The organism is Rhodococcoides kroppenstedtii (genome assembly GCF_900111805.1).
Taxonomy (GTDB): domain Bacteria; phylum Actinomycetota; class Actinomycetes; order Mycobacteriales; family Mycobacteriaceae; genus Rhodococcoides; species Rhodococcoides kroppenstedtii.
Window position 1 is genome coordinate 87,023 of sequence record NZ_FOJN01000004.1, and the last position, 22,031, is coordinate 109,053.

General features: G+C 71.3%; 19 protein-coding genes and 1 pseudogene. 9 read left to right on the forward strand and 11 right to left on the reverse strand.

Features of this window, described 5'->3' with window-relative positions; translation table 11 throughout:
• Positions 1 to 13: 13 nt before the first annotated feature.
• From BMZ18_RS06090 to secA2, 4 genes and pseudogenes are all read right to left on the reverse strand, one after another.
• Positions 14 to 874, reverse strand: coding sequence for an alpha/beta fold hydrolase (locus tag BMZ18_RS06090; protein WP_068360339.1), 861 nt, complete (start codon positions 872 to 874; stop codon positions 14 to 16).
• The gene (locus BMZ18_RS06095) at positions 871 to 1,476 is read right to left on the reverse strand and encodes a TetR/AcrR family transcriptional regulator (RefSeq protein ID WP_222674578.1); all 606 of its coding nucleotides are present in this window, start codon (positions 1,474 to 1,476) and stop codon (positions 871 to 873) included. Before BMZ18_RS06095 ends, BMZ18_RS06090 begins: the two co-directional genes overlap by 4 nt.
• Positions 1,473 to 3,296 carry an N-acyl-D-amino-acid deacylase family protein gene (locus BMZ18_RS06100; protein ID WP_068360337.1) on the reverse strand — a complete coding sequence of 608 codons (1,824 nt, stop codon included), beginning with the start codon at positions 3,294 to 3,296 and terminating at the stop codon, positions 1,473 to 1,475. Before BMZ18_RS06100 ends, BMZ18_RS06095 begins: the two co-directional genes overlap by 4 nt.
• A 207-nt stretch (positions 3,297 to 3,503) precedes the next feature.
• Positions 3,504 to 5,666 (reverse strand): annotated as a pseudogene (gene secA2 / locus BMZ18_RS06105) (accessory Sec system translocase SecA2); the annotation flags it as partial.
• 87 nt (positions 5,667 to 5,753) lie between these two features.
• On the opposite strand from secA2, the gene BMZ18_RS20240 reads away from it, so the two are divergent.
• Together BMZ18_RS20240 and BMZ18_RS20245 are read left to right on the forward strand one after the other, a co-directional pair.
• Entirely contained in the window at positions 5,754 to 6,209 is a 456-nt protein-coding gene (locus tag BMZ18_RS20240; RefSeq protein WP_342028277.1) for an MBL fold metallo-hydrolase, read from the forward strand.
• Between the two features lie 35 nt (positions 6,210 to 6,244).
• Positions 6,245 to 6,484: an MBL fold metallo-hydrolase gene (locus BMZ18_RS20245; protein ID WP_342028283.1), complete on the forward strand. Its 240-nt coding sequence runs from the start codon at positions 6,245 to 6,247 to the stop codon at positions 6,482 to 6,484.
• On the opposite strand, the gene BMZ18_RS06115 is transcribed toward BMZ18_RS20245, so the two are convergent.
• The 3 genes from BMZ18_RS06115 to abmR all read right to left on the reverse strand — a co-directional run bounded on the left by BMZ18_RS06115 (position 6,470) and on the right by abmR (position 9,736).
• On the reverse strand, positions 6,470 to 7,276 hold the full coding sequence (locus BMZ18_RS06115; RefSeq protein WP_068360331.1) for an alpha/beta fold hydrolase: 807 nt from the start codon (positions 7,274 to 7,276) through the stop codon (positions 6,470 to 6,472). The genes BMZ18_RS20245 and BMZ18_RS06115 overlap by 15 nt on opposite strands.
• 66 nt (positions 7,277 to 7,342) lie before the next feature.
• Positions 7,343 to 8,968, reverse strand: coding sequence for an ABC-F family ATP-binding cassette domain-containing protein (locus tag BMZ18_RS06120; RefSeq protein ID WP_068360415.1), 1,626 nt, complete (start codon positions 8,966 to 8,968; stop codon positions 7,343 to 7,345).
• A 168-nt stretch (positions 8,969 to 9,136) separates the two neighbouring features.
• Positions 9,137 to 9,736, reverse strand: a complete 600-nt coding sequence (gene abmR / locus BMZ18_RS06125) for an ATP-binding transcription factor AbmR (protein WP_244516438.1) — start codon at positions 9,734 to 9,736, stop codon at positions 9,137 to 9,139.
• Positions 9,737 to 9,961: 225 nt separating this feature from the next.
• On the opposite strand from abmR, the gene BMZ18_RS06130 reads away from it, so the two are divergent.
• The 3 genes from BMZ18_RS06130 (at position 9,962) to BMZ18_RS06140 (ending at position 14,438) form a co-directional block, all read left to right on the forward strand.
• On the forward strand, positions 9,962 to 11,908 hold the full coding sequence (locus BMZ18_RS06130; protein WP_244516439.1) for a penicillin-binding transpeptidase domain-containing protein: 1,947 nt from the start codon (positions 9,962 to 9,964) through the stop codon (positions 11,906 to 11,908).
• 121 nt (positions 11,909 to 12,029) lie between these two features.
• Positions 12,030 to 13,679, forward strand: coding sequence for a penicillin-binding protein (locus tag BMZ18_RS06135; RefSeq protein WP_068360328.1), 1,650 nt, complete (start codon positions 12,030 to 12,032; stop codon positions 13,677 to 13,679).
• 24 nt (positions 13,680 to 13,703) lie between these two features.
• Positions 13,704 to 14,438: a sulfite exporter TauE/SafE family protein gene (locus BMZ18_RS06140; protein WP_068099281.1), complete on the forward strand. Its 735-nt coding sequence runs from the start codon at positions 13,704 to 13,706 to the stop codon at positions 14,436 to 14,438.
• Here the strand turns inward: BMZ18_RS06140 and BMZ18_RS06145 are convergent.
• The 4 genes from BMZ18_RS06145 to BMZ18_RS06160 form a co-directional block, all read right to left on the reverse strand.
• Positions 14,401 to 14,814, reverse strand: a complete 414-nt coding sequence (locus BMZ18_RS06145; RefSeq protein WP_068360327.1) for a DUF3054 domain-containing protein — start codon at positions 14,812 to 14,814, stop codon at positions 14,401 to 14,403. The genes BMZ18_RS06140 and BMZ18_RS06145 overlap by 38 nt on opposite strands.
• A gap of 78 nt (positions 14,815 to 14,892) precedes the next feature.
• On the reverse strand, positions 14,893 to 15,444 hold the full coding sequence (locus BMZ18_RS06150; RefSeq protein ID WP_068099283.1) for a YceI family protein: 552 nt from the start codon (positions 15,442 to 15,444) through the stop codon (positions 14,893 to 14,895).
• A gap of 73 nt (positions 15,445 to 15,517) precedes the next feature.
• On the reverse strand, positions 15,518 to 16,603 hold the full coding sequence (locus tag BMZ18_RS06155) for a lysylphosphatidylglycerol synthase transmembrane domain-containing protein (protein ID WP_068360326.1): 1,086 nt from the start codon (positions 16,601 to 16,603) through the stop codon (positions 15,518 to 15,520).
• Between the two features lie 67 nt (positions 16,604 to 16,670).
• Entirely contained in the window at positions 16,671 to 18,134 is a 1,464-nt protein-coding gene (locus BMZ18_RS06160; protein ID WP_068104750.1) for an adenylate/guanylate cyclase domain-containing protein, read from the reverse strand.
• A gap of 196 nt (positions 18,135 to 18,330) precedes the next feature.
• Here BMZ18_RS06160 and BMZ18_RS06165 point away from each other — a divergent pair, with 196 nt between their 5' ends.
• The 4 genes from BMZ18_RS06165 to BMZ18_RS06180 are packed head-to-tail and all read left to right on the forward strand — an operon-like array spanning position 18,331 to position 21,935.
• On the forward strand, positions 18,331 to 19,512 hold the full coding sequence (locus BMZ18_RS06165) for an AI-2E family transporter (protein WP_308251634.1): 1,182 nt from the start codon (positions 18,331 to 18,333) through the stop codon (positions 19,510 to 19,512).
• Positions 19,484 to 20,626: a MacS family sensor histidine kinase gene (gene macS / locus BMZ18_RS06170; RefSeq protein WP_068360315.1), complete on the forward strand. Its 1,143-nt coding sequence runs from the start codon at positions 19,484 to 19,486 to the stop codon at positions 20,624 to 20,626. Before BMZ18_RS06165 ends, macS begins: the two co-directional genes overlap by 29 nt.
• Positions 20,599 to 21,261: a response regulator gene (locus BMZ18_RS06175; protein ID WP_068360312.1), complete on the forward strand. Its 663-nt coding sequence runs from the start codon at positions 20,599 to 20,601 to the stop codon at positions 21,259 to 21,261. The genes macS and BMZ18_RS06175 overlap by 28 nt, the downstream gene beginning before the upstream one ends.
• Before the next feature lie 59 nt (positions 21,262 to 21,320).
• Positions 21,321 to 21,935 (forward strand): DUF1707 SHOCT-like domain-containing protein, encoded by a 615-nt coding sequence (locus BMZ18_RS06180; RefSeq protein ID WP_068099288.1) that lies wholly within the window; start codon positions 21,321 to 21,323, stop codon positions 21,933 to 21,935.
• The last annotated feature ends 96 nt before the right edge of the window (positions 21,936 to 22,031 follow it).

Below are 22,031 nucleotides of genomic sequence, written 5' to 3' on the forward strand. Positions count from 1 at the left end.
CGACGCTCCCGGCTCAGGAGCGACCGAGGAGAAGATCCGCCGCGTCGCGGGGGTGGGTCCAGGGCCACCAGTGCTTGGCGTCGACCCGCACGATCCGCAGATCCGGGGCCCACCGCTCCACGCCCTCGACGAGATCGGGGGAGAGGAAGCGGTCCCGCCGCGGTACGACGATGGTCGTCGGCACCTCGCACCGCGGCTCGGGCCCGGCGATCATCCGTCGAACGATGTTGGCGCGGTACAACTCCACCCCGCGTGCCATGTTCTCGGGTGTGGCCGCGGGAGCCGGATCGTTCGGTCCGGCCTTGACGAACGCCGTCGGCACGTACTTCCCGAGCACGGGGACGTGGAAGCCCCAGATGTACCAGGACCGACCCAGCTGGCCGATCAACGACGGCCATTGCCAGGGGCGCAGGCCCCGCCGGCGCGACACTGCCCGCAGGTGGTCGATGCTGGGTCCGGACACCGAGGTGTAGGAGGCGACGTCGACACGAGCGCGACTGTCGCGCAACGGATCCCACATCTGGACCGATCCCCAGTCGTGCGCGAACACGTGGACCGGACCGCCGCGATCGGGGATGGAGTCGACCACTGCCCAGAAATCCTCGGCCAGTCGCTCGAGGGCGTAGGACGCGGTGCGGTCCGGAGTGTCGAGGAGGGTGTCACCACCGCCGCGGGTGTCGTAGGCGACGACGCGAGCGCGGTCGCCGATCGCGGCGATCAGCGGCTCGTACATGCGGTGATCGTCCGGATATCCGTGCACGAGAACGACGGTCGTCTCCGCGTCGCGTCGGCCGTACTCGAAGACCGCGACGTCCGCTCCGGTGGACCGGACCGTCCACTGCGCGTGCGGCTCGGGTGGTTCCTGCTGGGTCAACTCGCCTCGCTTCGTCGATGCACCGAGTCGCCGCGCAACAACCGGGCAACCAGGTCCAGCCGGAGCTGCTCCTGCTCGGGTTGCGGATGCACGACGGCGGAGAGGGCCTCCCCGTCGAGGAGGAATACCACCGAGAAGAGCACGGTATCCACCTCGGCCGGGGGCAGTGCCCCGGCAATGGGCAGGGTTCGGCCGAGCGCGACGATCTCCGCGTGGTACCGCTCGGTGAAAGGCACCAGCCGCTCTCGCAATGCCTGATCGCTGCGCGCCGCGATGAGCAGCTCGTACCAGGCGCCGTTGATCGGTGCCCGGCACGCCGCGCGCAACAGGGTCAGGCAGTGTTCGACCGACGCCGATCCGAACGCCGACAGACCCGTGCGGAACTCCTCGAACTGTCGGCGGCGCACCTCGTCCGCCGCCGCCACCATCAGGTCGAGCCGAGTGGGGAAGTGCCGGAACATCGCGCCCGAGGACAGGCCCGCGCGGGTGACCACCTCGGTGACCGTCGTGGCGGCGTAGCCCTTCTCGCACAGCGAGGCGATCGCGGCGTCGACGAGCTTGCCGACGGTCGCGGTCCGGCGTTCCTCCTGGGTCCGCCTCACACTGCTGCCGGTCGGCGGTCGGCGCCCGCGGCGGCCGATCGGCGGTCTTCGCCCGCAGCGGCCGCGCCCGCGGCGGGCGTGCGCACGCCGGCGCGCAGGAACTGCCCGGCGCGCTCGGAGACGCCGAACCACGAGGCGAAGCGGCCGCCGCGGTAGACCACCCGGCCGCCGACGAGCGTGGCGGTGACCGCGTCGTCGTTGCGGTTCACCATGCGGCTCAGGCCGCCGAACTCCGGCATGGTTTCCTCCCGGTACGCGTCCACCTCGTCGGTCAGGCCGGCCGGGTTCACCACGACGATGTCCGCCCGGTCCCCGATCCGCAGGTGGCCGGCGTCGACGCCGTAGAAGTCCGCCAACTCGCCGCTGAGCTTGTGCGCGGCCTGCGCGACGGTGAGGAAGCCCTCCCGCGCGTCGTGCACCCGACGCAGCAGGCGAATGCCGAAGTTGTAGAACGCCATGTTCCGCAGGTGCGCGCCCGCGTCGGAGAAGCCGACGGTCACGCCCGGTCGGGTGATCAGCCTGTCCATCTGCTTGCGGCGATGGTTGGCGATCGTGGTGTGCCAGCGCAGCTTCCGTCCGTGCTCGACGACCAGATCGAGGAAGGCGTCGACCACGTGAATTCCGCGTTCCTCGGCCACCTCGGCGATGTTCTTGCCCACCACCGACGCGTCGGGGCACTCGGTGATCTCCGCGTCCGCGAAGTCGCGGTGCCACACCCGGGAGGAGAACTTCTTCTCGAAGTCCGCGCGGAACCACCGGCGGTAGGCCTCGTCCTGCAGCAACTCGTTGCGGCCCAGCTCTTCTCGCAGGTGCAGCGCAGCCCGGCCGGAACCGAACTCCTCGAACACCACCAGATCGATACCGTCGGAGTACACGTCGAAGGTGGTGGGCAGGTGCTGCCAGCGGAAGTCGCCCCGGCCGGGCCCGTTCACCAATGCCGCGAGGGGGCCGAAGATGCGATGGATCCACGGGGACGCCTTGGGATCGGCGGCGGCGAGCAGCGACACCTTGAGCGCCTTCCGGCCGACACCCGTGGCGGCGCCGAGGAAGAAGATCATGTCGTACTTGGTGTTGAGGTTCGGGATCGACTGCAGGAGTCGGCCCCGGCGACGCAGGATGCGGTGCAGCCGGCGGAACTCCGACCACGACGCGTACGACGAGGGCAGGGAGCGCGAGCGGTACCGGTCGCCGTCGAGCTTGTCCCACGGGTTGGTCATGGTCGACAGGCCGAGCAGGCCGGCGTCGAGCGCACGGTCGAGCGCCTCGGCCATCTGCGCGCTCTCCCGGCGGGTGGGCCGCTGGCTCGGATCGGTGGACCGGTCGAGGCCCATGACCTTGGCCCGCAGGTCCGAGTGGCCCACGAGTGCAGCGATGTTCGGGCCCAACGGGAGTCGCTCGAGCGCAGCGATGTACTCCTCCGGGTTGGACCACGTCTTGTGGGTGTCGACGGCCTTGAGCACGTGGTCACGGGGGAGCGCCTCGACGCGGCTGAAGAGGTCGGCGATGTCGACGGGTGTCGAGTACAGGGTGGACAGCGAGCAGTTGCCCAGCAGCACCGTCGTCACGCCGTGGCGGACGGATTCGGTGAGGCCCGGGCCGACCAGGACCTCGGCGTCGTAGTGCGTGTGCACGTCCACGAAGCCCGGCATCACCCACTGACCGGTGGCGTCGATCACCTCGGTGTCCGGGCCGGGCTCGAGCGGGGTCGAGGACACCGCGCGGACCTCCCCGCCGCTGATGCCCACGTCGGCGCGGACGCCGGGCCCGCCGCTGCCGTCGAACACCGTGCCGCCGGACAGGATGACGTCGTAGTCGCTCATGTGACCTCCATCACGTGGGATGGCGTCACCGTACAGAAAGAGAGTGCTCGCTCGCAATGGTTCGGGCCGATCGGCCCCGGGCGCCATGCCTGCGTGCACAGAAGTCGCCGCAAACGGCGGGATCCCGTCGATTAGGCGCGCTGGTGTGCCCCCGGCGCAGCATCGATCGGCCGGCGGTCAGAACAGCGACGGCCGCTCCGACTCCCGCACGTAGGTCCAGGTGGACGACGGCCGCACGAGCCCCAGCGACTCCAGGTCCACCCCGTCCGGACCGATGTCGGCGGTCCGGAAGGTGCGGTCCGACTCGTCCAGAGCCCGCGACTGCACCTCGGCGAACGCGTCGATCGCGATGCGGTGGAACTCGTCGAGCGGGTTCTCCCGGCCCAGCGCACGCAGGTGGATGCTCTCCCGGACGTCGGCCAGGTGGGCCAGGTAGTCGCTCCACGCGCGGTCGAGGTGGTGCAGCACGATCCGCCGCGCCGCGACGACCAGCACGTCGTGCGGCACGTCGTCGGCGAGCTGCTCGGCCCGCTCCGGGTTGCGGCCGGCGAGCAGGCCCCACGCCTCGTCGGTGGTGAGGAGGGCGTGACGACGGGTGTCGAGGATGTCGCGGTGCTGCGCGGTCAGGCGGTTGTAGCGCCACGTCGAGGAGTGGGTGGCGAGCATGGCGCCCTCGGCGACGCGCTGGGCGTGGTCGATGCGCGACGCTGCGGACGGTGCGGCGACGAAGCCCGACGCGTCGGGCGTACCCGGCCGGTCCTTCGCGTCGAGGAAGGAGGTGACCAGGGGATCGTCCCAGGAGGCGAAGAACACCGACTCGCCCGGATCGCCCTGCCGCCCCGCGCGCCCGCGCAGCTGGTTGTCGAGGCGTTCGGTGACGAAGCGTCCGGTGCCCACCACCAGGAGTCCGCCGAGCTCGCGCACACCGTCGCCGAGGCGAATGTCGGTGCCGCGCCCCGCGATCTGCGTCGAGACGGTCACCGCCCCGCGTTCCCCCGCCCGGGCGACGATGTCCGCCTCCTCGGCGTCGTTCTTGGCGTTGAGGGTGGTCACCGGAACTCCGTGCGCCGTCAGCCGTTCCGAGAGTGCTTCGGATTCGGCCACGTCGTGCGTGCCCACCAGGACGGGCCGACCCTCGGCGTGGGCCTCCGCCACCGTCGTGACCACCGCCGCGGTCTTCTCGGGGGCCGTCGCGTAGACCCGATCGGGCCGATCGACGCGGATCAACGGCTCGTTCGGCTCCACCACCGACACGCCGAGACCGTAGAACGTCCGAAGTTGTTCTCCCGCAGCGAGAGCCGTGCCCGTCATGCCGCACACCCGACGGTACCGACCGATCACGGCCTGCACGGTGATGCTGTCCAGGATGCGGCCGGTGTCGGTGCGTCGCAGCCCCTCCTTGGCCTCCACCGCCGCCTGCAGCCCGTCGGGCCACCGCTGCAGATCCGCCACCCGTCCACGAGACGCGTCGATCAACTGCACCCGGCCGTCGCGCACGATGTAGTCGACGTCGCGGCGCAGCAACACCTGCGCGTGGAGCGCGAGGTTGACTCGCACCAACGTGGTCCCGACGTGCTCCTCGCTGTAGAGATCGATGCCGCCCAGTGCGACCTCGACCTTCTCCGCCCCCGCGTCGGTGAGGAAGACGTTGCGACGCTCGGTGTCGGTGGCGTGGTCGGTGTCCGGATCGAGCGTGCGCACGGCGGCCAGCACGTCGTCGGCTCCGCCGTCCTGCTCGGTGCCGCCGGCCAGGACCAGCGGTACCAGCGCCTCGTCGACGAGGACCGAATCCGCCTCGTCGACCACGGCGACGTCCGCGGTGGGGGCGACGAGATCGGCGGGATCGTCCACCAGATGGTCACGGAGAACGTCGAATCCGATTTCGTTGACCGACGCGTAGGTCACCGCGCAGGCGTACGCGCTGCGCCGCTCGTCCGCGGTGGACTCCGCCGTGACGGCCCCGACGTCGATGCCCAGGGCGCGGTAGAACGGCTCCATCCACTCGGCGTCGCGCCGGGCGAGGAAGTCGTTGACCGTCACCACGTGCACGGTGCGCCCCTGCAGGACGTACCCGGCCGCGGCGATCGCCCCGGCGAGCGTTTTGCCCTCGCCGGTCCCCATCTCCACCACGTCGCCCTCGAGCAACCGGACGGCGGCGTAGAGCTGGGTGTCGAACGGGCGCAGCCCGATCGCGGTGTCGGCGGTCTCCCGTGCGAGGGCCAAGAACCGCGGGAGGTCGAACTTCTCGCGCAACGCGTCGGCAGTCACCGTGTCGACGTCGACCGACCCGGCGTCCGCCACCGCCCGGCGCGACCGCGCGTGTCCCTTCGCGACCGATCGACCGAGCAGGGACCAGAACCGTGACGCCATGAGGGTCAGGCTACCGACGAGCGTTCGATCGGTTTGGCGCGTCGACCCACGGGAACGCCCGGACGATCCCGACGAAGGAGAGACACAGTGTTCGTCCCCGACGAGGCGCCCGGCATCCATCGACTCTGCCGGGCGGTGACCAACATGTACCTGGTCGAGGTCGACGAGGGCATTCTCGTCGTCGACGCCGGTCTGCCGCGGATGTGGGGTGACCTGCTCTCGGCGCTGTCCCGGCTCGGTCGCGCACCGTCCGACGTCGTCGGCGTGATGCTCACCCACGCGCACTTCGACCACGTCGGGCTCGCGGCACGAATCGGTCGCACGTGGGGCGTACCGGTGTGGGTGCACCACGCCGACGAGACGCTGGCGCACCTTCCCTACACCTACCAGCGCGAGCGGTCGCGGGTCCTGTTCCCGCTCCGCCATCCTCGGTCGCTGCCCATTCTGGGGTCGATCGTTCTCGCCGGTGCGTTGGGAGTGCGAGGTGTGACGGACGTCGTCCCCGTCGGCGTCGACGCCGCGATTCCCGGCTCCCCCGCCTGATCGAGACACCCGGCCACACGTTCGGCCATGTCGCACTGCACTTTCCGGACCGCGACGCGATCATCGTCGGCGACGCGCTGGTCACTCACGACCCCTACACCGGGCACACGGGACCGCGCGTGGTCCCGGCTGCGGCCACGGCGAACGTGCCGCAGGCCCGAGCGTCGTTGGTCGCGCTGCGCGAGGTGTCGGCCGCCACGGTGCTGCCGGGGCACGGCGACGTCTGGACGTCGGGCCTCGACGACGCGGTCACCCTCGCGCTACGTGCCGGCTGACGTGACCCTGCCGAGCCATTCGCGCGTGAGGTCGACGGCCTCGGGGGCGGCCACCGCCGTCGCGTGGTCGTACCCCGGCAGTTCGATGTACTCGGCGCCGGGGACCAGCGCGGCCGTGCGGCGGGTGTCCGCGATGCGCTGGACGTCCCGCGAGCCGACCGAGAACAACATCGGGACGTCGAGGGCGCGGACGGCGTCGTCGGGCAGGCCGGGATCGGCGTCCGACGCCCGGAAGTAGGCTGCCAGAGCGTCGGAATCGTTGCGCAGGAACGCCGCTCGCGTTCCCGAGTCGACCGGGAACCGGCGGCGCGCGGCCCACTCGTCGACGAAGCCCGCCATGCCCCGCTCGGCCAGAACGTCGGCGCTGCCGTCGAAGAACAGACTGTCGAGCGCGCCGCGTTGACTCCCGGCCCCGGCGCCGCCGATCAGCGCCGAGGCGACCCGGCCCGGATGCGCCACCGCCAGGTGCAGGCCCGAGCGGCCCCCGAACGAATAGCCGACGTAGTGCACCGCACGGAGGTCGACCGCATCGAGCACCGCCACCAGATCCGCCGTGACGCGGTCCATTCGGTAGGCGTCCTCGCTCCGGGGCGCGTCGCTGCGCCCGTGGCCGCGCTGGTCGACCAGGATCACTCGGTAGGTCTCGCGCAACGCGCGCACGTACCCGAACGTGCGCCAGATCTGGTGCGACAGCAGGCTGCCGTGCACCAGCAGTACCGGGGGTCCGTCGGAGGCGCCGGTCACGGTGTAGGCGATGCGCGTGCCGTCGACGGGGTTGATCGCGAAATCCACGGTGTCAGTCTGTCAGGTCGGAACCAGCCCCTCCGGGCCTCAGGTCGGGGCGAGCCCCTCCGGGCCTCAGGTCGGGGCGAGCCCCTCTGCCGACAGATGCAGCCGCCGCGTCACCCTCAGCTGCTCCAGGAAGTCGACGTCGTGAGACACGACGACCAGCGCACCGCGGAACGAGCGCAGTGCCGAGACCAGCTGCTCCCGCGACGCGAGATCGAGATCGTTGGTCGGCTCGTCGAGGATCAACAGCTGGGGTGGGGGCTCCGTCAGCAGCAGGGTGGCCAGGGCGGCCCGCACCCGTTCGCCACCGGAGAGGGTGCGGACGGCGGCCTCGGCCCGGCGACCCCGGAAGAGGAACCGAGCCAACCGCGTGCGGATCTCGGTGACGGTCGCGGTGGGGGCGACGGCCGTGACGTTCTCCACGACCGACAGGTCGTCGTCCAGATCGTCGCGACTCTGCGTCAGGTAGGCCGAGGGCACGTCGGGGCGCAGCGCGCGGAGCAGCGACGTCTTGCCGACGCCGTTGTCACCGGTCACCGCGACGCGTTCCGGGCCGATGACGGTCAACCGCACCGTGCGTCCGGGAAAGCGTCCGCCACAGTTCATCTCGACGTCACCGGTGTCGACGACCGTGCGATCCGAGTGCACCTCGGTACCGGGCAGGTCGACGACGATCTCCGCGTCGTCGCGGATCGCGTCGCGGGCCTCGTCGAGCCGCTCACGTGAGGAGGACAGCCGTTTCTCGTGACCCAACCGGTAGCGCGCCGCGGATTCCTGCGCGGCGCTGCGCCGATTGTGGGCCACGATCTTCGGCACCCGTTTCTCGCGGTCGGCCTTGTCGCCCATCTTGCGTCGGCGGTCGATCGTGGTTCGGGCGTCCTGCAGGTCGCGGTGCTGTCGACGCACGTCCTGCTCGGCCGCCCGTGCCGCGGCCAGGGCGGCGTCCTGCTCGGCCTCGACAGCGGCGCGGTAGTGCGAGAAGTTGCCACCGAACAGGGTGATCGTGGCCGGTTGCTCACGGACCGAACGCATTTCAGCGATACGGTCCATGGTCTCGAGCAGGGCGACGTCGTGGCTCACCACGATCACGGTGCCCGGCCAGCCCCCGACGGCGCGGCGCAGTGCCGCTCGCGCACGACCGTCGAGATTGTTCGTCGGCTCGTCGAGCACCAGCACGTCGGGACGACGCAGCATCTGCGCGGCCACCGCCAACTGGGTCGCCTCGCCGCCGGACAGCGACTGGACGGTTCGATCGAGATACGCTGTGCCGCTGCCACTCACGTCGAGACCGACCGAGCCCAACGTGGCCAGGCTGTGTTCCTCGACGTCCCAGTCGGCCCCGACCGTGTCGAAGTCCGACGGCCGGGTCGATCCACGCTCGATGCGGGCCAGCGCGGCCCGCACCTCGGCGATGCCGAGCCGGTCGGCCACCGTCGGGGACGTTCCGACGTCGGACCGTTGCGGGACGTAACCGAGGCTGCCGCGGACGGTGACGGTGCCCGACGACGGCGTGAGTCGGCCTGCGATCAGTTGCAGCAGAGTCGATTTACCGGAACCGTTGGCGCCCACCAGGCCGGTGGTGCCGGCCGGAAAGGTGACGGTCAGGCCGTCGACGACGGTGCGCCCGTCGGGGAAGGAATACGTGAGGTCGGTGACGACGACCGACGACTGCTCGGACGAGAGGGATCGAGACAAGGAGAACCTCGAGAGGAGTGACGTGGCCACCGCGAGGATTCGCCGGTGGGATCCGCACTACTGCGAGGTGATCACTCGATGCTGTCCGTTCGTCGGGAACACGGTCGCGTCCGATGGTAGGGGCGGGTGGAACAGACCGTCAAGGTGATTTCCGGTTCTCGTTGTCGCTCAACCCAAGTCGGGGCCCTTGGCTCGAAGGTCGTCGACCGTGCGCATGGCGTCGCGGAGCTCGGCGAGCCAGGGATCGATGTGGTCGCCGGTCAGGCGGACCGCCCAGGCGAGCGCATCGGCGCGGGATCGCGCGACTCCGGCGTCGACCAGTGTGTCGAGCACCTTGCGCTCCGGCTGACGCAGCCGCGTCATCACCGGCACCGCCAGATGGGTGAACAGGGTGGTCTCGCCGTCGACGACGACACCCCACGCGACCTTGCGGCCGTAGCGGGCCTCGGCTTCGTCGGCGATGCGCATGCGGTCGCCGCGGGTGTCCTCGCGGAAGCGCGCGATGCGGCCTTCCACCGTGGCGGCGGAGGAGTCCGGCACCGACAGCTCGCCGACGACGACGATCTCCTCGCGGTCCACCTCGACGGTGACCGCGCCGTCGTACCAGGTATCGGGGAGGCGCCCGAGGAACCACTGCTCGGCGTCGCCGGCGTCGGGGACGTCCTTCTGCTGCCAGCCGCCGGGACGCCCGATGCGTTCCCCTCGCGGTCGGGGGCCGCCGCGGCGGCCGCGGTGGCCTCGGTCGAACGGATGCTCGTGCGATGACATGGGAACCTCCTCGGCTCGGGTGTTACTTGATTACACCGGCAGTTACATGATTACACGCCAACGCCGGGACTGTCGACGACTGGCGCGAGACGGCGGGCCTCGATCCGCGCCCGTTGCCGCGATCCGCTGGTGTTGCAGCCGACGCGGACTGCTGGAAGCCACGCGGATCGGACGGCGCGGCGTGGACGGCGTGTGACCGTCGGACCCGTGGGGCACTATCAGCACGTGCCTGCCGCGATCACTCGTCACCCGGTCCGTCGTTCGGCGTCGTTCGGCGCCGCCGCCCTGGTCCTCGCCCTGGTGGCGTCGGCGTGTTCCAGCGAGCCGCCGTCGCAGGTCAGGTCGCTCGCGGATCGGTTCGCCGAGGCCTTGAGCACGCAGAACGTCGCGGCCGCGGCCGAGATCACCTCCGACCCGGCCGCCGCCACCACGGCACTGGACGGCATCTACGCCGGCCTCGGGGGCGTCGGCAGCGCTTCCGGCGTCACCGCCACTCCGCGCTTCACGGTCTCCCGAACCGACGAGGAGCAGCAGACGTTCACGCTGTCGGCGTCGTGGTCCTTCACGCCGACGGACGACGACACGCCGGAGTCGGCCACCTCGACCACCGACACCCCGGAGTCGACCGCGTCGACCACCGACACCCCGGAGTCGACCGCGTCGACCACTGCGGCAGCCACGAGCACGTCGGCCGCCCCCACCGCCACCGAACGGGTCTGGACCTACACCACGGAGGGCTCGGTCGCGGACCGGGGCGCCGGCCTGCAGGTGACCTGGAATCCCGGAACCGTGGTGGCCGGACTGACCCCGGACACCACCGTCCGTTACACGACGCTCGCCGCGGACCGCGTCCCCCGCGTTCTCGACGCCTCGGGCGCTCCGCTGATGTCGCAGCAGGTGGTGACCCTGGTGAACCTCGACGCGTCGGCGAATGCCGGAGCCGTCGCCGCGCTGGTGTCGCCCTTCGCGCCCACCGTCACCGCGGAGTCGCTCGGCGAATCGCTGGCCACGGCGGGTGGGTCCCCGGTGACGGCCGTGACCCTGCGCGACGAGGACATCGCCCCCATCGAGTCGCTGCTCGCCGCGATCCCCGGCGTGACCCTGTCGAAGCAGACGCGGCTCCTCACGGACAACCGAGCGCTCACCTCGCCGGCGCTGAACGACGTCGCCGCCGTCTGGCAGGAGCAGCAGGACGCCACGGCCGGGTGGGCCGTGCAGCTCGTCGGACCGGACGGCGCCCCCACCCAGCGACTGACGGGTGAGGACGCCACGACGGGGGACGACATCCGCGTGTCCCTGGACACGTTGCAGCAGCTCAAGGCGGAGAACGCACTGACCGCGCTGCCGAACGCCGCGGCGATCGTCGCCCTCCGCCCGTCGACCGGGGACGTCGTGGCCGTGGCGCAGAACGCCGCCGCCGACGCGCAGGGTCCGGTGGCCCTCACCGGGCTCTACCCGCCCGGGTCCACCTTCAAGACGGTGACCACCTCGGCCGCGCTGCAGGCCGGTGAGGTCACGCCCGACACCGTGGTTCCGTGCCCCGGATCGGCGAACATCGAGGGACGAACCATTCCCAACGACGACAACTTCGATCTCGGGTCCGTCCCGCTCACCACGGCGTTCGCCCGGTCCTGCAACACCACGATGGGTCAGCTCGCCGTCGGGCTCCCGGACACCGCGCTGCGGGACGCCGCCGCGCAGTTCGGCCTCGGCGTCGACTACGTGACGCCGGGACTGACCACCGTGACCGGCAGTGTCCCGCCCGCCACCACGCCGGCCGAGCGCGTCGAGTCCGCGATCGGCCAGGGCACCGTGACGGCGTCGCCGTTCGGGATGGCCCTGGTGGCCGCGTCGATCGCCGACGGCAGCACCCCCGCGCCGGTCATGATCGTCGGTCGACCGGGGACCCCGGACAGCACGCCGGAGCCGGCTCCCGCCCGGGTCACCGACGAGATCCGGGCGATGATGCGCGAGACCGTCCAGAACGGCACGGCTTCGGAGCTGCGCGACCTCGACGGGCTGCTCGGCAAGACGGGCACGGCGGAGGTCGCCGGCGGCCCGGCGCACGGATGGTTCGTCGGCATCCGCGGCGATCTCGCGTTCGCGGTCTTCGTCGCGGGCGGCGACTCCTCCGCGCCGGCACTCGCGGCCGCGGGGCGGTACCTGCGCTGACGTCGCGGTCGGCTCGGAACCGGCGGTGACACCGATGCCGAACCGAGCGGTGACCGAACCGTGACCGCTCCGAGCGCTGCCCGTGCTGTGTTACTCGTGTGACTGATGTGAACATTGGGGAATGGCTCTGCGTCCCCGGTACGTCGTCGCGCTGCTCGCAGTGTTCGTCTCGCTCGCGACGATCGCCTCGTTCGTGGTGCACAAGCCGCGCAGCGAGGCCGCCGTTCTGGTGGACCGCTTCGTCGCCGCCCTCGACCAGCGTGACGTGGCCGCGGCCGCCGCGCTGACGTCCTACCCCAACGCCGCGGCCCATACCCTCGAGGAGATGTTCGACGCGATGGGTCCGGGCGTCGCCACCCGCCGCGTGTCGCAGTACATCGGTCTCGACGACGCGTCCGGATTCTTCACCGTCGACACGTCGTGGTCCTTCGGTGCTCCCCGTCCCGGCGACGATCGCACCTGGCACGTCAGTACGCAGGGGACGGCGAAGAAGCTCGGCGTCGGCTGGCGCATCGCGTGGGACCCGGCGGTGGTCATGCCGCACTCCGGCGCCGGCGAGACCGTCCGCTACACCCGCACCGACGCGCCCGCGCCTCGTGTCCTCGACTCCTCGGGTGCGGTCATGATGACCGCGCAGAACGTCGCCTCGGTGCGCCTCGACCCCGCCGCCACGTCCGACCTCGCCGCCAGCGCAGCCCGCCTCGCCGACGTCATCGATGTCGTCGCCCCGCTCATCACCGCAGAGTCGTTGCTCGCCGACGCCGCCGCGGCGCCCGGAGCCGTGATCACCGCGGTCAACCTGCGCGCCGACGACTACGCCGTCCTCGAGGACGACCTGCGCGCGATTCCCGGCGTCGTCCTCTACGCCGAGCCGAAGCTGATCGCGACCGACCGGCGACTCAACTCCCCGGTGCTCGACGCGCTGCGCTCCGTCTGGCAGGCCGACCGCGACGGCACGGCGGGATGGGCCGTGCAGGCCACCGACGCCGACGGCGAGACGACGCAGCTGGCCGGGTACCAGGGGCCCGGAACGCCCGACCTGACGTCCTCGCTGGATCCCGCGCTGCAACTCGCGGCCCTGAACGCGGTGGTCAGTGTGGGGACGCCGGCGTCGATCGTCGTCACGCGGCCGTCCAGCGGCGCCGTCGTGGCCGCCGCGCAGAACAGCTACGCCAACGATCAGGGGACGCCCGCGTTCACCGCCCTGCACCCGGCCGACGCGGTGCGCGACGTGGTCGCGGCCTCGGCGGACCGCCAGGGCATCGATTTCGCCGACGCCGCACGGCAATTCGGACTCGGTGTGTCGTACGACCTCGCCGGGCTCGAGACCGTGACCGCGACTCTGCCCGAGGGACGCACCGCCGTCGACCAGATCCGCGGCGCCTCGCTGGCCTCGACCCGCGGGCAGGCCGGCGACTTCGCCGTCACCCCGTTCGGTCTGGCGCAGATGGCCGCGGCGGTGGCGCGCGGGTCCGCCCCGGTGCCGTTCGTGGTGGACGGACGACCGGCGACGGTGTCCGCGGCCGGGTCCCCGGTTCCGGGGGACGTGCTGAGTGGTCTCCGTCGCACGCTCGCCGACGACGCGCGGAAGGCCGGCATCGCCGACCCCGCCGTGATCGGCCTGTCCGGCGACGGCGACGACGGCCGGTGGTTCCTCGGGACCCGCGGCGACCTGGCGTTCGCGGTCCACATCGAGGACGCGGACAGCACCGACGCCGCCGCCCGCATGACCAATCGCCTGCTGCGGGAGATGGCCGCGCCCAGCGAGTGACACCGTCCCCGATACGCTCGGGTCGTGACCGTCGCTCACCTTCTCCTGCTCGTCCTGGCGGGATTCGGGGCGGGTCTGGTCGGCTACGTCACCGGATTGGCGTCCCTCGTGTCGTACCCGGCGTTGCTGGCCGTGGGTCTGAGCCCGGTGTCCGCGAACGTGACCAACACCGTCGCCCTCGTCGGCGCCGGAGTGGGTGCCACGGCGTCGTCGACCAAGGAACTCGCGCGCGGCGGTCGCGCTTTGCTGTGGTCCACGCTGTGGGCGGCGCTGGGCGGCCTCACCGGAGCGGGAATCCTCCTGCTGGCGCCGGGAGAGTCGTTCGAACGGCTGGTGCCGTTCCTCATCCTGGTCGCGTCCGCCGCCGTGCTCGCCCAACCGCGCATCCGGTTGCTCGCGGGATCGCGGACGTTCCCGGTCGCCTACCCGCTGTCGCTGTTCGTCGTGGCCGTCTACGGCGGCTACTTCGGTGCCGGAGCGGGCGTCGTGTTCATGGCGCTCACGCTGATCTGCACGGCCGAACCCGTCTGGCGCGCAGCACTTCTCAAGAGCTACCTGTTGGGTGTGGCCAACCTCGTGGCCGCAATCCTGTTCGCGTTCTCCGGTGAGGTGCACTGGCTCGCGGCCGGGGCGATGGCCCTCGGCGCGATGGGCGGCGGTGCCGTCGGTCCGCGGCTGGTACGCCGCGTGCCCGCCGGCCCGCTGCGCGTGGTGATCGCTCTCAGCGGCGTCGGGCTCGCGCTGTACCTCTGGTTCTGATTCGCGCGATCGCACGCCACCCGAGCAGGAACACCGCCAACGTCACCGACGCCACGATCACGAAGCTGAAGGCCGTTCCCTCGCCGATCAGGCGCCGAATCACCATGCCGCCCACCACCGTCGACACCCACACCAGAACCCCGGTGGGCAGGATGAGCAGCGGCGCCAGCTTGTCCCGGTAGAGCGCGACCGTGGCCGCCCAGCCGACAGCGAGGCCGACCAGGAACGGCCAGGCCGTGCTCAGTGTGCCGCCGACGGTGACACCTTCGGCGTGGCTGCCGCGTCCGATGGCGGCGAAGACGAGCACGAGCACCACGTCGAGCGCGACGGCTGGGGCGAGCACGCGCGTCGTCGACGGGCGGGTGGCGGTGGTCATGGGCACCAGGATAGAGATCGCCGAACGCACGTCGCCCCCGCCGGTGACACCGGCGGGGGCGACGAGACGGGAGTCGGATCAGGCCTGCAGGCCGGCCTCGATGTCCAGGTTCAGCGTGATCTTGTCGCCCACCACGGCGCCGCCGCCCTCGAGGGGCATGTCGATGCTGATGCCGAAGTCGCGGCGGTTGATGGTGGTGGTGGCCTCGAAGCCGGCGACCGGGCCGTTGCCCATGCCCGCGTTGACGCCGTTGTACTCGACGGTGAGTTCGACCTGCTTGGTCACGCCGTGCAGCGTGAAGTCGCCGGTGAGGACGTAGCCGTCACCCTGCGGGGCGACCGAGGTGGAGCGGAAGGTGGCGGTGGGGAACTTCTCGACCTCGAAGAAGTCGGCGGTCTTGAGGTGGCCGTCGCGCTGCGCGTTGTCGGTGGTGATGGAGGCGACGTCGATGTCGGCGGAGATGGCGGTGACGCCGCTCTCGTCGACGGTGATCGAGCCGGAGAAGTCCTGGAAGCGTCCGCGGACCTTGCTGACCATGAGGTGGCGAACGGTGAAGCCGATGGTCGAGTGCGTGGGGTCGATGGCCCACGTACCGGCGGTGAGCTGAGGAACGGCGACTGCTGCGGTCATGACGAACTCCTGGTGTGTTGAGGTTTCAACCGACTTGGAACGACACCGTACACAACCGGACCGTGGTCCGCATCTATTCCCCGGCCGTGGTGCGTTCGCTCTCCCGCTCGAACTCGGCGCGCGCATCCTCGAGGCGGTGCGAGCGGAACAGGGCGAGGAACACGACCCAGCCCACCACCGCGACCAGCACGAAACTGACGACGCGGTAGACCAGCGCCGCCGCCACGGCCTGCGAGGCGCTGATGGACGCCGCGGTGGTCAGGGTGGCGATCAACGTGGCGTCGACGATGACCAGGCCGCCCGGAGCGCCGGGGATCGAGCCAACGGTCTTCCCGGCCGAGAACACCAGGAGCAGGCCGTAGATCGTCGGGTCGGCGCCGACGGCGAAGCACGCCAGTCCCAGGCAGGCGACGTCGGCGAGGCGATGAACCGCCGAGAACCCGGCGGCGGCCGCGGCGTCGCGGGGACCGAGCCGCACCGAGGTCACCTGGTCGACGATGGCGTCCAACCGGGCGCGGCCCGCATCCGCCGCATTCCCCCGGAGCGCGTTGTACTTCGCGAGCCCCCAGCGCCCGGCGGCGACGATCGACCGGGGATGGGCGCGGACGTACCGCACCGCCGCGACGAGGGCGATCACGCCGGCGACGGGGAGGATCAACGTCGTGGTGTTGGCGCTGCCGCCGACCAGCAGGGCGCCCGACACCCCGGGCAGGGCGAGTCCGAGGGCGGCGATGACACCCGAGATGGCCAACTGCCACGACGCGACGACGGGACTCGCGCCCCAGCGACGCGTCTCGCGATAGGTGAACGCCGTCGAGAACACCTGTCCGGCCGGCAGGGTCACCGACATCGCGGTGCTGGCGTAGATCACCGACAGGGACCGCCGCTGGGTCACCCGGACACCACCCGCGGCGAGCAGTTGCTTCTGCACCCGGGCGAACGCCGACAGCGACACCGCCTGGGCGACCACGCACGCGAGGGCGATGCCCCAGTGCATCTCCGTCAGCGCACGCCAGGATTCGTGGAGGCGAGGAGCGAGGTAGACGCCCTCCCCGATGAGCAGGGCGAGCAGCGCGACCGCGAGCACCCAGCGCAACCACCGCCAGTGGCGTCCCGACCGGGGAGCCCCGGCCTGGCCGTCGTGCTCGGGGGATGCCACGTCGGACAGCGTAACGAACGAGACCGCCCGGCCCGGCCCGTCGGGTCGGGGCGAGGATCGAGTCCGGTCAGTCGGGGTCCGGATAGACGACGGGCGTCGCCAGATGTGTCGCCCGTCGACGGCCGCGCAACTGCACCTTCTCGCCGAGTTCCCAGTGCGACTGCTCGTCCTCGTCCGCGAAGTACAGCGCCGAGGTCGATGCCAGGACGCGGCTGGGTTGGAACTTGGCCAGCTCGGTCAGGCGCGACGCCTCGTTGACCGGATCGCCGATCACGGTGTACTCGAAGCGCTCCTGCGCCCCGATGTTGCCGGCCACCGCCAGCCCGGCGGAGACGCCGATGCCGATGTCGAGACCGACGATCCCGTGCAGCTCGGAGCGCAGTTCGCGCGCTGCCGACAGCGCCGCCGTCGGCGCGTCCGGCCGGTCGAGCGGCGCACCGAAGATGGCGAGAGCGGCGTCGCCGACGAACTTGTTGACGAACCCGTGGTGTCGGTCGACCACGTCGACGACGACGCGGAAGAAGTCGTTGAGCAGGTCGACCACCTCGCCCGGCGGGCGTTCGGAGGCCGCGGCGGTGGAGCCCACCATGTCGACGAACAGCACGGCGACGAAGCGCGTCTCGCCGCCGAGTTCGGTGCCGAATTGCAGTGCTCGACGCGCCACGTCCTCGCCGACGTGTTGACCGAACAGCTCGCGCAGCACCTTGCGTTCCGAGGAGTCCTGCATCATCCGGTTGAACCCGACCTGCAGGCGGCCGATCTCGCTCCCGTCGAACACCTCGACCTGGACCTCGGTGTCGCCCCGCTGGACTCGCTCGATCGCGCGGCGTAGCTGCCGGATGGGGTCGGAGATCTGACTGGCGGTCAGCATGGAGAGGCAGAACGCCTGGACGATGGCGAGGATGCACAGCAACGCGATGGCGATCGCCAGCGCATCCGGGGAGAACACCAGATCGGTGGTGAGCTGCGTGGCGCAGAGCAGGAGAATCCCGGTGACCGGGATCAACGTGCCCAGGCCCCAGGTCATCGCCATGCGGGTGCCCACACCCGGCGTCATGGTGCGGTCGAACCGGCCCTCGCTCAGCGCCTGCGCCGCCACCGGCCGGAGGATGCGCTCGCCCAGCATGTAGGTGAAACCGAACGTGATGGCCGCGGCCATGGCCACGGTGACCGCCACCGCGACGGCCAACGACGGCATCTCCGCCGCGGTGAGCGCCATGAAGAGGATGCCGCCGATGATCCACAGGACCAGATGCACGATGGCCTGGCGCAACGGGGCGTGCAGAGCCGCCATCTGCTCCGCGCGGGTGGGCGGACCGCCGCGCAACTGCCACCGCATGACGCTGCGCAGCATGATGGCCGCGGTGACCAGGCTCACGACGGCGGCGAAGATCAGGTACGCCCCGAAGATGACCACGTTGCGCACGCGGTCGACCACGATCGACTGGTTCTCCGGGATGGGCAGGCCGTACCGCACGAACGCGAACACGAGGATGGACCCCAGGAGGTTCGCGAGCAGCATCGATGCCAGGTACACCGGCCAGCGACTCCGCAGAGTCCTCTCGACCGCACGCACGGGCACCAGCACGAAGGGAAACTTACCGGGACGGGCCGACACCGGACACCACCCCGCGCAGACCTCCCCCGGTGCCGCGAACGGAAGGTCGGCGCGTGTCGGTGCCCCGGAAGCGATGCTCATACCCGCCCGGGGTGGTTACGCTCGCTCGGTGACGGACGACCCGGCAGCTTCCGTGCATCCGGTGGTCCGGGTCGGCGCGGCCTGGACCTGGCGATTGCTGGTGCTCTTCGCCGGGCTGGTCGCGCTCGGAGCCGTGGTGCAACGGCTCGAGAGCGTGGTCGTGCCCGTCGGCCTGGCCCTGCTCGCCTCCGCTCTGCTGCTGCCGTTGGTGGACTGGATGCATCGCCGCGGCATCCCGCGGGTGCTGGCCGTGGTGGTGGCGGTGCTCGGCAGCATCGGGCTTTTGGTCGGCATCCTCACGTTCGTCGTGGAGCAGTTCATCCAGGGACTGCCCGCCCTCACCGACAAGGTCACGGGCAGCATCACCTCGGTTCAGCAGTGGCTCACGGACGGCCCGCTCCACTTCAGCCAGGATCAGATTCGCACTGCGGGCGACTCCGTCGTGCGGTCGTTGCAGTCGAACCAGGAGGCCCTCACCTCCGGCGCCCTCACCACCGCAGCGACCATCGGGGAGATCCTGACGGGGACCCTGCTGCTGCTGTTCACCCTCATCTTCTTCCTCTACGGCGGCCAGCAGATCTGGGAGTTCGTCACCCGGCTCGCGCCGACGCGCGCGCGGCGGCGCATCCGGGTCGCCGGCAGCCAGGCCTTCGGCTCGCTGGTCGGCTACGTGCGGGCCACTGTCGTCGTCGCGGCCGCGGACGCGGTGGGCATCGGTATCGGTCTGGCCGTGCTCGGGGTGCCGCTCGCCCTCCCGCTCGCCACCCTCGTCTTCATCGGCGCGTTCGTGCCCATCGTCGGCGCGGTCCTCACCGGATTCGTCGCCGTGCTGGTCGCCCTCGTCAGCAAGGGCCTGGTCACGGCCCTGATCGCGCTCGCGATCGTGGTGGCCGTCATGCAGTTGGAAGGGCACGTCCTCCAGCCGCTGCTGCTCGGCCGCGCCGTGCGCATCCATCCGCTCGCCGTGGTGCTCGCCATCGCGACCGGCATCGTCTTCGCCGGCATCATCGGCGGTCTGCTGGCCGTGCCGCTGGTCGCGATGGCCAACACCGCGGTGCGATCGCTGCTCGCCGACGACCCCGAGGAGGCGTACGACGCGATCGCCGAGTCCGACCCGTCCCAGCCGATGTTCCCCGCCGACGCCGCCGATCCCGTCCCCGGGACGGCGCGGCTGCGAAAGGGTGAGATCGACGGCGACACCGACGACTGACCCCTCCGGTGCCGACGCGCCCCTGTGGCGCGCCGCGGCGGCCTTCCGGCTGCTCACCGTGATCTACGCGGTGGGCTTCCACCTGGTGGTGTACCAGCAGTACGACGCCACGCTCGTGTCGCACGTCCTCGTCGCCGTGGTGGTCCTCTGGTCCGGCGTCTCGGTGGTCGCCGCCGTCACTCCGGCCGTTCGGCCCGCCATCGTCGTGGCGGACCAGGTGGTCACACTGGGCCTGATCGTCTCGACGGTGACGGTCGCCGGCCCCGACTGGCGACGCGACCACCAGGTGCTCCCCACGACGATCTGGGTGGCGGGCGCCGTCGTCGCCGCCGCGCTGCTCGGCGGTCCGCGCATCGGCGTCGCCTCCGCCCTGACGATGACCGTCGCGATCGCTCTCGTGCGCGGGACCCTCGACGCCGATCTGTGGCGCGACTCCACCGGGCCGATCCTGGTGTCCGTCGGGCTGGCGCTGGGCCTGGCCGCGCGCATCGCCCGGTCCGCGCGGGCCCGACTCGACGAGGCCGTCGCCCTCGCCGCCGCCACGGCCGAGCGGGAGCGGCTCGCGCGGGAAGTGCACGACGGGGTGTTGCAGGTACTTGCTCTGGTCAACCGGCGCGGTCGAGAGCTCGGCGGTCCGGCCGCGGAGCTCGGCACGCTTGCCGCCGAGCAGGAGCGCGCGCTCCGGGACCTGTTGTCCGGCAGCGTATCCCGCGTCACGGGGGATGGTTCGCGTACCGACCTCACGGCCGACGTGCGGGCGGCGGTGGGACCGACGGTGACCGTCGCGGCACCGTCCGACCCGGTGACCGTCACGGCCGACGTGGGCCGAGAAGTGGTGGCCGCCGTCGTGGCGGCCGTGGACAACGCCCACCGACACGCACCGGGCGCGGCGGTCTACGTCTCGATCGAGGACGACGCCGGCACGGTGGTGGTCGGCGTGCGGGACGACGGGCCGGGGGTCGACCCCGCGCGTCTGGCGGCCGCTCGTACCGAGGGCAGGCTGGGCGTCGCGGCATCGATCGTCGGCCGCCTCGACGCGATCGGGGGACGGGCCGAGATGATCTCGGCGCCCGGGGAAGGAACGGAATGGGAACTGACGGTACCGAATCCGTGATCACGGTCATGGTGGTCGACGACCATCCGCTCTGGCGTGACGGCGTCGCACGCGATCTCACCGCGCGGGGATTCGAGGTGGTGGCGACGGCCGACGGCGAGTCCGCGGCGGCGCGTCGGGCCGCGGTGACGAGCCCCGACGTCGTCCTCATGGACATGAACCTCGCGGAGGGCGACGGGGCGTCGGCGACGGCGGCGGTGCTCGCCGCGTCGCCGCGGAGTCGAGTACTCGTGCTGTCCGCGTCGGGCGAGCGTGACGACGTCCTCGCGGCCGTGAAGGCCGGAGCCACAGGCTATCTGGTCAAGAGTGCGTCGGCCGAGGAACTCGAGGCCGCGGTGCGCACCACCGCGAACGGCGACGCGGTGTTCACGCCGGGGCTGGCCGGGCTCGTCCTCGGCGAGTACCGACGCGTGGCCGCCGGCCCCGAAACTCCGCCGCTCGAGCACAGCCTGTCCGCGCGGGAGACCGAGGTACTGCGCATGGTGTCGAAAGGGCTGACCGCCAAGCAGATCGGTGAGCGGCTGCACGTCAGCCACCGCACGGTGGAGAACCACGTGCAGTCGACCCTGCGCAAACTGCACCTGGCCAACCGGGTGGAGCTGACGCGGTGGGCGGTCGAGCGGGGGCTCGACTGAGCGTGTCCGACGGTGCTCGGCGGGATCACGGGGAACGGACGGATCGGTATCCTGGCCGCATGGACGACAGGGACCTGCGGGTGAGCGATGCCGAACGGAACCATGTGGGCGAACTGCTGCAGCGGGCCGTGGGCCAGGGGATGTTGTCCCTCGGCGAGTACACCGAGCGGATGGACACCGCCCTGGCCGCGAAGACGCGCGGCGAGCTCAACGCCGTTCTGGTCGACCTGCCGGGTATCCGGATCTCGGGTTCGACTGCCCCGGAGACGATCTCGCGCGGGTCGGTGGTGTCGTCCGTCGGCGGCGCGGACGAAGCCACGGTGAAGGCGACGTTGTCGTCGGTCACCCGGTCCGGCGCGTGGGACGTGCCCCGTCTGCTGCGCGTGCGGTCCCGCCTGGGCTCGGTGACGCTGAACTTCGCCGACGCCACCGTGCACTCGTCGACCGTCGTCATCGAGGTGGACGACTACATGAGCTCCATCTCGATCGTCGTGCCGGAAGGCGTGTCGGTGAACATGGACGGCCTGCAGGCCGTGGCGGGCAGCGCCGACAACAAGGTGCGCGGTCGCCGCGACGACAGCTCCCTGCACCTCGAGATCCGCGGGCGGACCCGCATGGGTTCGGTGACGGCCAAGCACCCGTTCGGCGTCACCATCAAGCGCATGCTCGGCTGACGCTCGCCCCCCAACTGCGCGGGTTCTGGTCACCTGCACGGGTTGCAACCGGTGAGGATGGCGGAAACCCGAGCAGGTCGACACCTGCGCGGGTTC

Bases quoted from the DNA above. Each gene is read 5' to 3' on its own strand.
- BMZ18_RS06100 (WP_068360337.1), bottom strand. From the start codon at position 3,296: ATGAGCGACTACGACGTCATCCTGTCCGGCGGCACGGTGTTCGACGGC.
- abmR (WP_244516438.1), bottom strand. From the start codon at position 9,736: ATGTCATCGCACGAGCATCCGTTCGACCGAGGCCACCGCGGCCGCCGC.
- BMZ18_RS06135 (WP_068360328.1), top strand. From the start codon at position 12,030: ATGGCTCTGCGTCCCCGGTACGTCGTCGCGCTGCTCGCAGTGTTCGTC.
- BMZ18_RS06145 (WP_068360327.1), bottom strand. From the start codon at position 14,814: ATGACCACCGCCACCCGCCCGTCGACGACGCGCGTGCTCGCCCCAGCC.
- BMZ18_RS06150 (WP_068099283.1), bottom strand. From the start codon at position 15,444: ATGACCGCAGCAGTCGCCGTTCCTCAGCTCACCGCCGGTACGTGGGCC.
- BMZ18_RS06175 (WP_068360312.1), top strand. From the start codon at position 20,599: ATGGGAACTGACGGTACCGAATCCGTGATCACGGTCATGGTGGTCGAC.
- BMZ18_RS06180 (WP_068099288.1), top strand. From the start codon at position 21,321: ATGGACGACAGGGACCTGCGGGTGAGCGATGCCGAACGGAACCATGTG.